10 protein-coding genes are annotated in these 13,058 nt (G+C 43.7%); 7 read left to right on the top strand and 3 right to left on the bottom strand.

Annotated features, from left to right (window positions below; translation table 11 throughout):
- The first annotated feature begins 346 nt into the window (after positions 1-346).
- From B2337_RS09215 to B2337_RS09185, 7 genes are all read left to right on the top strand, one after another.
- On the top strand, positions 347-2,059 hold the full coding sequence (locus tag B2337_RS09215; RefSeq protein WP_292413422.1) for a protein adenylyltransferase SelO: 1,713 nt from the start codon (positions 347-349) through the stop codon (positions 2,057-2,059).
- A gap of 383 nt (positions 2,060-2,442) precedes the next feature.
- Complete coding sequence (locus B2337_RS09210; protein WP_292413421.1) at positions 2,443-3,924, top strand: type I restriction-modification system subunit M; 1,482 nt, start codon at positions 2,443-2,445, stop codon at positions 3,922-3,924.
- Entirely contained in the window at positions 3,921-5,120 is a 1,200-nt protein-coding gene (locus tag B2337_RS09205) for a restriction endonuclease subunit S (protein ID WP_292413419.1), read from the top strand. Before B2337_RS09210 ends, B2337_RS09205 begins: the two co-directional genes overlap by 4 nt.
- Positions 5,121-5,149: 29 nt before the next feature.
- Positions 5,150-8,599 (top strand): DEAD/DEAH box helicase family protein, encoded by a 3,450-nt coding sequence (locus B2337_RS09200; RefSeq protein WP_292413418.1) that lies wholly within the window; start codon positions 5,150-5,152, stop codon positions 8,597-8,599.
- A gap of 475 nt (positions 8,600-9,074) precedes the next feature.
- Positions 9,075-9,359, top strand: coding sequence for a hypothetical protein (locus B2337_RS09195; RefSeq protein WP_292413417.1), 285 nt, complete (start codon positions 9,075-9,077; stop codon positions 9,357-9,359).
- A 55-nt stretch (positions 9,360-9,414) separates the two neighbouring features.
- The gene (locus tag B2337_RS09190; protein ID WP_292359490.1) at positions 9,415-9,801 is read left to right on the top strand and encodes a 4a-hydroxytetrahydrobiopterin dehydratase; all 387 of its coding nucleotides are present in this window, start codon (positions 9,415-9,417) and stop codon (positions 9,799-9,801) included.
- Positions 9,802-9,815: 14 nt separating this feature from the next.
- Entirely contained in the window at positions 9,816-10,187 is a 372-nt protein-coding gene (locus B2337_RS09185) for a DUF2237 family protein (RefSeq protein WP_292413425.1), read from the top strand.
- 11 nt (positions 10,188-10,198) lie between these two features.
- On the opposite strand, the gene B2337_RS09180 is transcribed toward B2337_RS09185, so the two are convergent.
- The 3 genes from B2337_RS09180 to B2337_RS09170 form a co-directional block, all read right to left on the bottom strand.
- A complete protein-coding gene (locus B2337_RS09180) occupies positions 10,199-12,133 on the bottom strand; it encodes an ATP-dependent DNA helicase (RefSeq protein ID WP_292413415.1) in 1,935 nt (644 codons plus the stop codon).
- Positions 12,134-12,175: 42 nt separating this feature from the next.
- On the bottom strand, positions 12,176-12,676 hold the full coding sequence (locus B2337_RS09175; RefSeq protein ID WP_292359493.1) for a hypothetical protein: 501 nt from the start codon (positions 12,674-12,676) through the stop codon (positions 12,176-12,178).
- Between the two features lie 148 nt (positions 12,677-12,824).
- Positions 12,825-13,058 (bottom strand): formaldehyde-activating enzyme (locus B2337_RS09170; protein ID WP_292742535.1); only part of this gene is annotated, 234 nt, incomplete at its 5' end.

Here is a 13,058-nt window from a genome sequence, read left to right as displayed (position 1 = left end):
TAAATGACGAGTAACGCAGAGTGGTGGATTTTCAGCCACAACCCGAAGGGCTGGGACTATTTTTTCGCCCTACGGCGTTGGAAATGACTTATGTAGAACAACTACATCGCATCATTTCCGCCTTGTTGGACGAAAAAATAGCCTCCAGCAGTGGTGGCTCTGAAAGATCAACAGACCCTAGGTAACCAATCATCCGGAACTTGCTTTTAATTTAGGCTTCGGATTAATGCATACACTCAAGCAATAGTGGCTCATTTATTAAGAGTTGTTCCTAATCGTGGAAGTCACGGATGCGACCGAATAATAGTGTTGAAGCCGCTTTTCTACCTGGACATCAGGAGCCAAAATGATACATCGATTGCCCCAGCAAACCACATCCCTTGACGATTTTGCAACGTTGGTCAGCTACTCGTTTATGGATACGCTGAATGCTGATCCTGATGCGACATCAAACGGAACCGATCACTATCCGCGACAAGTTTTCTCTGGCCATTATGTCCCTGTCAGTCCCACACCACTCGAAAACCCTGAGTACGTTGCACACAGTAAAACGCTATTTCGTGAACTAGGCATCGCCGACAGCATGGCTCATTCGGCTGACTTTATGCGTGTTTTCTCTGGAAACCTTACAAGCGTTCCGGAATCGATGCGTAAGGTGGGATGGGCGTGTGGTTATGCACTATCTATATACGGCACTGAATACACTCAGCAATGTCCGTTTAATACCGGCAACGGATATGGTGATGGTCGAGCTATTTCAGTGCTGGAAGCTGTTATCAATGGTCAACGCTGGGAAATGCAACTCAAAGGAGGAGGCCGGACGCCTTACTGCCGCGGCGCGGATGGACGCGCTGTATTAAGGTCGAGTGTTCGAGAGTTTCTGGCACAGGAGCATATGCATGCACTCGGGGTTCCAACGTCACGGTCTCTGAGTCTTTATGTGTCGAAAACCGAAAAAGTAAGACGTCCATGGTACTCGCAAGGCTCACGTTCGATGGACCCTGATACGGTTATATTGGAACCGGTTGCCATCTCAACACGGGTTGCACCGTCGTTTATTCGGGTAGGCCAAATTGAGCTCTTCGGTCGTCGTGCCCGTAAGAACGCATACCCACAAGCGATGGAAGAGCTGGAGAAAATAGTTTTATATCTCATCGATCGTGAGTATGCAGATGTTATTGACCCAAATCTGGGCACTCCTGAAAAAGTATTGTTGCTGGCGCGCGAGTTCCGAAACCGGCTGACGTCACTCATTGCGAATTGGATCCGGGTTGGCTACTGTCAGGGTAATTTCAATAGCGACAATTGTGCGGCAGGCGGATTCACACTTGATTACGGCCCATTTGGATTCTGCGAACTGTTTGATCCGCTCTACCAGTCATGGACGGGGGGAGGGCAACACTTCGCATTTTTAAATCAACCCGTTGCTGCGGAACGCAACTTTGCCATGTTTTGTAAGGCATTAAAGCCGTTGCTGACATCGCATCCGGACACTCTGCGAGAACTGGATGAGATTCAAAGCAGCTTTGCATCGAAAATGCAGATGGAAATGGAAACAATGTGGGCAGCGAAGCTTGGACTCGATAGCTTTAACGCAGAGTTGTTTGGCGAGCTTGCATCGCTGATGATGCATACATCTGTGGATTACACCATTTTCTTTCGAGAACTCTCAACAGTGCCTGACGATATTGGTCCACTCAAAAAAAGCTTTTACCAGAACCCGACGTATAACAAAGCCCCCAAAGAGATGAATAATCGCTGGTCAGAGTGGCTCGATAAATGGAAAGCACTTATCTTTAAGGACCACACGACTTCAAGTGAGGAGCTTTCAAGCCAAATGAAACGGGTCAACCCAAAATACAGTTGGCGAGAGTGGTTCGTTGTACCCGCTTATCAGCAAGCGATGGCGGGGGACTACGCTCTACTTCGGGAGCTGCAAGAAATCATGACCAACCCATACGACGAACAATCCAAAGAGGCAGAAGCGAAATACTACCGGCTGAAGCCAACAGAATACTTTGAGGTCGGTGGCTTATCCTATTACAGCTGTTCGTCCTGACAAGTTGCTTACGCCAAATTGCCTGAGCCAGTTGCCCTATTACTTATCTTCCGGGCGGGGTTATCCTGAATAAAACAAAAGGATCTTCTATTCAAATTGAAAATGTTGTCGAGGTATCACAATCGCAAACGCTTAGATTGCTAAATTCTGAAACAGCTTTGAATCGATCACAGTTGATTTGTATAAAGCATTCATCATCATCCGGAATCAATAGATCAGAATCTGAGTCGACCTGTTGATATTTATTTAACATTCGCAAGCTCAGACAAGCATTGACGCTCAGCCAAAACCGGTTGGCATGAAGAAAGTTCTCAAGCTTGTCAGCCGGGGTTCAATCGGGGAGAATCAGGCCCCTGAATTTTACAATTATAAAAAGTCATAAAATGGTCACCGGTGAACTGAAAAGCCAAGTCGATAAAATATGGGAAACATTCTGGACAGGGGGCGTCAGTAATCCACTGACTGTTATCGAACAATTCACCTACCTATTGTTTTTACGCCGGTTAGATGAAACCCAAAATCTGGAAGAGAAAAAAGCCAATATGATCGGCGGGCAAGTCAAAGCGCCGTTGTATCAACCGCAGCATCAACTGTTTCGCTGGCATAGTTTCAAAGATCGCGATCCCCAATCGATGTTTGCCTTGTTTACCCAACCCCAACCGGAAGCCGACAACCTAACGGTATTCGAGCATATGAAACAGGTGGGTAATCAGGCCGGTGTCTTCGCCCAGTATATGAAAGGCGCGACTTTTATGATCCCGACGCCAAAGTTGCTGGATCAGGTTGTGCAGATGATCGACAAAATCCAGATGGATGATCGCGATACCAAAGGCGATTTATACGAATATCTGCTCTCCAAAATTGCCTCAGCCGGCACCAATGGGCAATTCCGTACCCCACGCCATATCATCAAAATGATGGTAGAAATGATGCAACCCAATCGCGAAGACACCATTTGCGATCCAGCCTGTGGCACCGCGGGATTTCTGGTGGCGTCGGGTGAATATATTTACGAGCACCATCCCGACTGGCTGCATGATCAAACCTTCCGTGACCACTTCAATAGCGGTATGTTTACCGGAATCGAGTTTGATAGCACCATGCTGCGTATTGCCGCGATGAACCTGCAACTGCATGCCGTTGATAAACCCAATCTCATTGGTCTGGATGCCTTAGGTGAAAGCAATGCCAGTAGTCGTGAACAATTCAGCCTGATTCTGGCTAATCCACCGTTTAAAGGATCATTAGATTACGATGGTGTCGAAAGCTCGCTACTGAAAACCGTCAAAACCAAAAAAACTGAGTTGCTGTTTATCGCGCTGATTTTACGCATGCTCAAAGTCGGTGGCCGCAGTGCGGTGATTATTCCTGATGGCGTGTTATTCGGCTCGTCCAATGCCCATAAACAACTACGGCAAACTTTGGTGGAAAAACAACGCCTCGAAGCTATCATTTCCATGCCCAGCGGTGTATTTAAACCTTATGCAGGTGTCAGTACAGCAGTGGTGATTTTCACCAAAACCAATAATGGCGGCACTGATAATGTCTGGTTTTACGATATGCAGGCCGATGGCTATTCGCTCGACGATAAGCGTAGCCCGATTAAAAATGATGATATTCCGGATATCATCCAACGCTTCAAAAACCGTGATAAAGAAGCAGATCGAAAACGCACCGAACAAAGCTTTATGGTGCCCTTCGATGAAATCAAAAAAAACGACTGGGATTTAAGCATTAACCGCTATAAAGAAGTGGTTTACGAACAGATGGAATATGACTCACCAGCAAAAATCATTGCTGAAATAGAGCAACTGGATAAAGAGCGTAGCCAAGCCTTGCAGATGTTGAAGGAGTTGCTGGGGTGAATAATGTTTATATTGGTGATGTATTTGAATTTGTTCGCAATGGCGCATCAATTAAGCAGAGCGAAAACGCTTCGGGTATACCTGTTACTCGAATAGAGACGATATGGAATTCAACTATTGATTCTGAACGGTTTGGTTATGCAAATATTATTGATGCTTCTGAGTATGAAAACTATCTTCTAAAAGATGGGGACATACTTATGTCTCATATTAACAGCCCTAAACACCTGGGTAAGTGTGCTTGCTATCAAAATAAACCCGATAAATTAATTCATGCTATGAATTTGTTAAACCTCAGGCCTAATAGTGATTTTATATCTTCAAAATTTATTTACTATTTTTTTAACACGCCTAAGTTTAAGGGAATGATTAACAAAATCAGTAACCAGTCTGTAAATCAGGCAAGTTTTTCTGCCGGAAATCTAAAGAAACTTCAGGTTCCACTCCCACCACTGGCAGAGCAAAAGCAGATTGCTGCGATTTTGGATGCAGCGGATAGCCTCAGACAAAAAGACCAGCAACTGGTCGAGCATTACACCGCTTTCAGCCAATCCCTGTTTTTGGAGATGTTTGGTGATCCAGTCACTAACCCACTCGACTGGAATACAAAATTACTTGATGAAATAACAGATTTCATTACTAGTGGTTCAAGAGGTTGGGCTAAATACTATTCGGATACTGGTGATTTATTTCTAAGAATACAGAATGTTGGTGAAAATCGACTATCACTTGATGAGATTGCTTATGTTAAGGCTCCAAATACTACTGAGGCTAAACGAACTACTGTGAAGGCTGGAGATATTCTCTTATCAATAACTGCTGATTTAGGAAGAACAGCGGTAATCCCTGAGGGGCTTCCAAAAGCACATATTAACCAACATCTAGCAATTATTAGGCTCAAAAGTGGCTTTGTGCCTTTTTATGTTAGCGAATATATCTCGTCAATTGGTGGTAGAAGGCAGTTAAACCAGTCAAATAAAGGTGGTGTTAAAGCTGGACTCAATTTTAATGATATAAAAGCATTAAAAATACCTATACCACCGATTGAACTCCAAAACCAATTCGCCGAACGCATCGCCATCATCGAAAAACAAAAACAACAAGCTCAAGCCAACCTTAAAAAGTCCGAAGCCTTATTTAACAGTCTGTTACAACGCGCTTTTACTGGTGAATTAACGGCAGATAAGGCAGCATAGCGTTATGGACCAATAGCAGGGAAGCATTGATGAGTAATTTTCAGTTTCTGCAAAACGATTTTCCGGCACTTTATGCCGATGCCGTTGAAGCAGAACAACTGACGTTTCTTTCCCCCAAAGCTTCTGCGATTTTCTGCCGATCCAGCCTCGAAAATGCCGTGAACTGGTTGTATGACCATGACCGATCTTTGAACCGTCCATGGCGTGCTGACTTAAGCACCTTGCTGCATGATCACAGCTTTAAATCTTTATTTAACAATACCTTATTTAACGAACTTAATCTGATTCGCAAAACCGGTAATATCGCTGCCCATGGTAAAAGTGTCAGCCAGCAGGATGCGCTTGCCTCGCTAAAATACCTGTATCGCTTTATGCGCCATCTGGCGATTTATTACGGTAAACAAACACCCGAACTACAGGTTTTTGATGAAGCCTTAATCCCACATGGCCCAGCCACTCAGCCCAATGCACAACAACTGGCCGATACCGTGGCCGATGTGGCCGCCAAAAACGCCATTGAGCGCGAAGCTGAAACCCGGCAACGTGAACTGGCTGAACAAAACACTCAATTAAAACAGCAACTCGAACACCAAAAAAGCGTATTGGTCGAACGCAAACAGGCGCGTGAACAATCGATAAATATTGAAGCCGCTGTGCCTTTGCTGGTTTCCGAAGCTGAAACCCGCCGTCGTTATATTGATTTATCCCTCAAAGAAGCCGGTTGGGATGATTTGCAGGAGGGATATCACCTTGAATATCCCGTGAACGGCATGCCAAAAAGCACCAATCCTTCTGGCAAGGGCTATATCGATTATGTGCTGTGGGGAGATGATGGTTTGCCACTGGCGGTGATTGAAGCCAAAAAAACCATGGTCGATTCACGTAAAGGCAAGCATCAGGCGGAGCTTTATGCCGATTGCCTGCAACAGTTAAAAGGCCAGCGGCCGATTATTTTTTATAGCAGCGGCTTTGAAACCTATATTTGGGATGATCAGTTTTATCCGGAACGTGAAGTTCAGGGCTTTTACAGCAAAGACGAATTACAGTTATTAATAGAACGACGCAGCACCCGAACCGATTGTCGTGATTTTAAAGTCAACGAAGCCATTGCTGGACGAGCCTACCAATTAGAAGCCGTGGCCCGGGTGGCTGAAAATTGCGTTACCCAAAATAGTCAGGGCGAATTACGGGGCAGGGCACGGCAAAGTTTATTAGTGATGGCGACAGGCAGTGGAAAAACCCGCACGGCCGCTGCGATTGTCGATATGCTTACCAAATGTAACTGGGCCAAGCGTGTGTTGTTTCTCGCCGATAGAAATGCCTTGGTATCTCAGGCAAAAAACAACTTTAGCGAGCTGCTGCCACATTTATCCGCCATTGATTTAACCAAAGAAAAAGAAGATAACGGCACCCGATTGGTATTTTCGACGTATCCGACCATCATGAACCGCATTGATGGCATGCGAAACACCGATACCCGCTTTTACGGTATCGGGCATTTTGATCTGATTATCATCGATGAAGCCCATCGCTCGGTGTATCAGAAATACAAAGCGATTTTTGATTATTTTGATGCCTTGCTGATTGGGCTGACCGCCACACCCAAAGCCGAAGTGGATCATAATACCTATGGTTTATTCGGCATTGAAGATAATAATCCGACCTTTGCCTATGAACTGGATAAAGCCGTCGAAGAAGGCTTTTTGGTGCCACCTAAAGCGATATCGGTACCGCTGAAATTTATGCGTGAAGGGGTGCATTACAATCAATTATCTGACCATGAAAAAGCCCAGTACGAAGAAAAGTTTGGTGATCCCACCCAGGGTGAAGCACCTGATGAAATTGAAAGTGCGGCACTGAATAAATGGTTATTCAACACCGATACCGTGGATAAAGTGCTTGATTATTTAATGACTTACGGCATTAAAGTGCAGGGCGGTGACAAACTCGGTAAAACCATTATTTTTGCCAAAAGCCATGCCCATGCGTTGTTTATAGAACAACGCTTTAATAAAAATTATCCTGAATATGCCGGGCATTTTTTACGGGTCATTGATAACTACGAATCGAAAGCCCAGGATCTGCTGGAAACCTTTGTAGACCCTTATGAAGAACATAATCCGCAAATCGCCGTATCGGTCGATATGATGGATACCGGTGTTGATGCGCCGCGTGTGGTGAATCTGGTGTTTTTCAAACCGGTGAAATCACCGACTAAATTCTGGCAGATGATTGGTCGTGGTACCCGTTTATGTACTGATTTGTTTGGGCCAGGTCAGGATAAAACCCACTTTGTGATTTTTGATTATTGTCAGAACTTTGAGTTTTTTGATGCCAACCCGGATGGCGTGCAGGGAAGACTGGTTAAAAGCCTGATTCAGCAAGTATTTGAAGCGAAACTGGAAGTCGCCATGCTGATTCGTGATGATAGTGATAGAAGCGAGGAGCAGGGGGCATTAGCCGAAAGTTATATCAATGAGCTTTATCAGGCGATTTCCGGACTGGATAGAAACCGTTTTGTGGTCAAAGCCAAGCTCAGATATGTGGTTGAGTTTAGTGATCAACAACGCTGGCAGAATCTATCCAAAAGCGATTTGCTTGATATCAACACCGAACTGGCCAATCTGGTGTTAGCCGATAAAAATGATGATGAGTTTGCCAGACGTTTCGATATCCTGGTGCTGAACTTTCAGGTTGCTTTATTAACCGGCTCGCATAGCTTAAGCCAGTTTATTAACAAATTGAGCAGCACCGCTAATGCCTTGTTAAAAAAGCAGAATATTCCTGCGGTGGCCATGCAAAAAACGCTGTTAAATGAATTACAAACAGAACCATTCTGGCAATCTATCAATGTGAATCGTCTGGATGATGTGCGTATTGCCTTACGGGATTTGATGAAATATCTCGATAAAGATCAGCAACCTGTAGTAGAAACCTCTTTTGAAGATACGTTGGATCATGATGGAGTCAGCATAAAGGAGCCAATCGGCACTTATATCACGCTGCAAAGCTATAAAGACCGGGTAGAGTCCTATGTGCGAAGTCACAGTGATCATCTGGTGATTCAAAAGCTGAAAAGCAATAAAGCCATTACCGAAACCGAAATCAACTTACTGGAAAGTATCCTGTTTGATGGCAAAACAGTCGGTACCAGGCAGGATTATATTGATACCTATGGTGATAAACCCTTAGGCGTGTTTATTCGGAATATTGTCGGTCTGGATATGGCTGCCGCACAAACACATTTTGCCGAGTTTATTCAGGCGGGTAATTTGCGTGCTGATCAAATGACCTTTATCAATAACATCATCAGCTATCTGACTAAAAATGGTGTGATTGATAAATCCATGTTGTTTGAACCGCCATTTACCCATATTCATGATCAAGGCTTATTGGGTGTGTTTGACGATGCCACAGCGACCAAGGTGATTAGTTTAATTGATCATGTAAATGGCAATGCCTTGGCGAATGTTGGTTAGATACTTCTGAACGACAGTCTTAGTACTAAACTTCAAAAAATCATTCTTCGAAACATTCCAAAATAAACAAGTAAGAAAAGCTGAGTATATTGATTATTCAGAATTTAAAATCTTGTGAGGATTGTATGGTAAAAATCCTCAGATTTTAAATTCTGGACCATCTTAGAAAAACCTCCGTTTTTGTCATAACACCACATTATAGGAATACATGTCCAAACTGATTTTCGGGTGTGTTCTGGTCAATTTCTTGGCGATCTATGAGTTCGTATAATGTATATTATGTTAAATAATGTATCGATTAATAGTGGTTATAATGAATGTGAGTACTTAGTAACTAGAATTTGCAGCAGCATCCCTATTGTCTGAATACAGCAGTGGACTTGAAGTTTTTGAGTTCGTCCTAACCTATGTAAAAGCAGCGTTTGCTTTTAAAGCGTTACGATGAAAACTCTATTTATTAACCCGGAGAATAATCATGGCCGTAGATTTTATAAAAGATGCGAATTCTATTGAGCAGATTGTCGATGGTATTAATACTGCTGAAGAATCACCGGAAATAAAATACTTTGGTGAATACAAATTAGATAGCGGTGAAAAACTGGCCGCCCACTATGCCTATGAACAGGTCTCTAACTATGATCACATTAGCGATGATGAAATTAAAACTCATCTTCAAGAGCTGAAATCCAAAGATGCTCACTTCGATTTTAATGAGGCTCTTCACATCGCTAAACAATTCTGTAACAAGTGCGAAACTTAATATTGGTTTACACTTACAGTTCATTAACTATTAATTATTAATCGAGGTCATTATCATGAGCTGGAGAGAAACTGAAAACGAGAAAACATACACTGATGAGGAAGTTGAGGCTCGCCTCAAGGCCGAATTACCTAATTGGTATCTGGAGAATGGCTGGATTCGTCGGAAATATAAAACCAGTGGTTGGAAATCCACGCTGATGGTAGTTAATACCGTGGGGCATTTGGCAGAAGCCGCTTTTCACCACCCTGACCTCACGGTTTCCTATGCGTTTGTTATCGTTAAACTCACCAATCATGCAGCCAAAGGCATTTCAGATAAGGATTTTGAATTGGCCAGCAAGATTGAAGAAGTCATTATGTGGCAACCGGGACTCATTGAAGGCGGTGCACTTGTCGGCACACCTGATGATGCCCGTTTCAAATACATTAAATACGATTAGTCATGGAATTGGATATCAGCCCTTCTTTAAATGTACTGGGTGAACCATTACAAAGCTGTAACCACGAACCTGTTACGGGCTTTTTCCGTGATGGATGCTGTAATACCAGCGATCAGGATTTTGGCTCGCACACAGTTTGTGTTGAACTGACCCGGGCGTTTCTTGAGTTCTCCCGTTTCAGGGGAAATGATTTAAGCACCCCTGTTCCGGAATTTGATTTTCCAGGATTAAAACCGGGTGATCGGTGGTGTTTATGTGCTCAGCGATGGCTTGAGGCTGAGCAGCATGAAATGGCACCTAAAGTGATTTTAGCCAGTACCCATCAACGTGCAACAGAAATAATTCCATTGGCATTATTAAAGAAATATTCCTTAGATTTAATGTGATGTTTCGTCTGTTAGCTATTGATTTGGCTAACACTTTTAAGTTGTCGATTGCTAAAGAAATCTTCAACTTGTGTAATGTCCTGTGTGATTGGCATGGCGGGCAGACTGCGCATAAACACTTTTCCATAAGGTTTATTCAGCAACCGCGGATCACACAGGATTAACACACCATGATCTTGCTCATCACGAATTAAACGACCTATTCCCTGCTTTAACTGAATCACAGCCGAGGGGATCTGGATACTGCGAAATGGATTGCCGCCCCGCTCTTTTAGATTGTTAATTCGTGCTTCCAGCACCGGATCGCCCGGTGAAGCAAACGGAATCTTATCAATTAATACGCAGGATAAGGCTTCTCCTCTGACATCAACACCTTCCCAGAAACTATTGGTGCCCAATAATACCGCATTGCCATGCTGACGGAACTCTTCCAGTAGGGTGGCCTTTGCCCCACTCCCCTGCACCATTAATGGATAGTCCAGATCGGACAGTAATTCAGCCACTTCATGCATTGCCCGGTAGCTGGTGAATAACAGAAATATACGGCCCTGACTGTGCAAGATAACTTCTTTGGCAATATCAGCTACATATTGGTTATAACGACGATCAGCAGGTTCCACCGGAATGTTGGGCAAATACAAAAGACTTTGCCTGGCATAATCAAAAGGACTTTCCCAGCTGGCATATTCTGCATTTTCAATACCCAAGTGCTGGCAGAAATGATTAAATTTACCCGCAACGGTCAAAGTCGCTGAGGTGAATATCCACGCCGCGGGTTTTTCTTCCAGCCATTGTTGAAAATGCTGGCTGATTTCAAATGGTGTGGCGTGCAATACAAATCCTGTTGGCCGATTATCCATCCATAACACCAGATTATCGTCATTTTGTTCGGCAAATAACTGAATGAGATTCAATAATTCAGTGGCTCTTACATGGCATTGAGACAGGCCGGGGCTGCGCACAGCTAAGGGTTCAAGCTCTGACTCAAATACTTCAAGATAATCTACTAACTCATTGAAATTATTTTTAATTTCATCATTAAATAATTGCGTTAACCAGGGTGTACGTTGTTCGATATTGCCAATATGTAACCGTAATGTTTGCAGTTTGGCTTGCAGTTTCTCGGCATGCAAAGCAAGTGTTTGACTGTCGGCAGCATGATCCTGCATTTCCTGCACACTATCACGACATAATTCAACAATTTGATGACTACTTATACGGTTGCCGAGAAACTGACCGGCGATAGCGGGTAATTGATGTGCTTCATCAATAATAAATGCATCGGCGGTGGGTAATACTTCGCCTTGCCCCGCACTTTTCAACGCAAAATCAGACATTAACAAGTGATGATTAATTACCACAATGTCAGCTTCCTGCGCCCGGCGACGCGCTTCCACAATAAAACATTGTTGATATTCAGGGCATTGTTGCCCGAGACAGTTATCGACTGTGGAAGTGACTCTGGGCCATAGATTGGATTGTGTTTCCAGTAAATCGGACTCACTTAAATCACCATTTTTCGAACTTTCTGACCATTCACGCAGTGATCGTAACGTGTCACTTTGTGACAGTAATAAGGGATCTTGTTCGGCTAAGGTCAATCGATGATGGCAGAGATAGTTGCCTCGTCCTTTTAATATAGCGGCCTGAAATGGCACAGCCAAGGCTTTACGCAAAGTGGGCAAGTCGCGTCTGAATAATTGATCTTGCAGATTTTTAGTGCCGGTGGAAATAAACACTTTTTGGCCGGATAAAATTGCCGGTGCTAAATAGGCAAAGGTTTTACCGGTGCCTGTACCGGCTTCGGCGACTAATACCGTAGCGGATGCCAGGGTATCAACAATTCGTTGCGCCATTTCCTGTTGCGCCTGACGTGGATGATATCCTTTGATTTGCCTGGCAAGAATACCGCCTTCAGCAAAAATCTGTTGTAAATCATCCTGCATAACTACTTCCGAAAAACTCCGTTAACGTGCCGAAAAATATCATCACCTGGCTTGGTTATCCCATATTTCAGGTTCTGCACCGTTTTCAGCCGTCCAGACGCGTTCACCGATAATTTTGAACTGAGCAATCGACATGGCACCGCGTTTTTTACGATTACTCTCACGATCATTCAGTGCTTCCTGGATAACCTGCTTGGAAGCATAAAATATTTCTATTGGCTGATATTCATCATCAAACAATACCAGTAACACCCCATCCCATTCCTGAGCCGGGTTTAATTGACCGATTCGTGGGGTGGATTTACTGGTATCAAAAATGGCGCGACCTTTAATCACCAATTTTTGATCGGTTAATGCGCCACTTTTACCAACGGCGTCATAACTGGAATTCAAATTATCCAGCAGCTGCAGATCCAGAGATTTTGCGGCATCAAAACGCGCTATTTCACCAGTAACCGGCAAGGTGCTGCCAGTCGCCTGACGATAGCGTGCGGCCAGTTGTCGCGTTTCATGCATTAATGTATCGATGGAATATAAATCCATTTGTCTCTCTGACCGCATTTATTCACATTGAAGCATTATACATGGCAAAAAAAAACGGTCTGCCTGCTTTCGCAGACAAACCGTAAATTTTGTCGAGGCTGTGAATAACCTACATAGCTACGACTACAATTTTTGCAAAAAAATTCATTTATGATTTTTTCGCATCCAGTTCTTTTTGATAGTACTTGTGAACCAGTTTGTCCTGGTTTTCCAGCAGATAATCAATGCTTGGTTCATGATTCATCGCTTTCTCGATAGCACGAGTAGTCGCACGACGATGTACATCAAATAATGCTTCATGATCCAGGTTTTCAACCGTGGTGATACCAGGGTTTAACCAGACAGAAACGATGATGCCTAAATCATTGGCTTTTTCTTTAGG

It is taken from the genome of Methylophaga sp. UBA3192 (genome assembly GCA_002363955.1).
In the GTDB taxonomy this organism is placed as follows: Bacteria; Pseudomonadota; Gammaproteobacteria; order Nitrosococcales; family Methylophagaceae; genus Methylophaga.
This window is presented reverse-complemented; position numbering and strand designations above follow the sequence as displayed.

Bases quoted from the DNA above. Each gene is read 5' to 3' on its own strand.
- B2337_RS09215 (WP_292413422.1), top strand. From the start codon at position 347: ATGATACATCGATTGCCCCAGCAAACCACATCCCTTGACGATTTTGCA.
- B2337_RS09210 (WP_292413421.1), top strand. From the start codon at position 2,443: ATGGTCACCGGTGAACTGAAAAGCCAAGTCGATAAAATATGGGAAACA.
- B2337_RS09200 (WP_292413418.1), top strand. From the start codon at position 5,150: ATGAGTAATTTTCAGTTTCTGCAAAACGATTTTCCGGCACTTTATGCC.
- B2337_RS09195 (WP_292413417.1), top strand. From the start codon at position 9,075: ATGGCCGTAGATTTTATAAAAGATGCGAATTCTATTGAGCAGATTGTC.
- B2337_RS09190 (WP_292359490.1), top strand. From the start codon at position 9,415: ATGAGCTGGAGAGAAACTGAAAACGAGAAAACATACACTGATGAGGAA.
- B2337_RS09180 (WP_292413415.1), bottom strand. From the start codon at position 12,133: ATGCAGGATGATTTACAACAGATTTTTGCTGAAGGCGGTATTCTTGCC.
- B2337_RS09175 (WP_292359493.1), bottom strand. From the start codon at position 12,676: ATGGATTTATATTCCATCGATACATTAATGCATGAAACGCGACAACTG.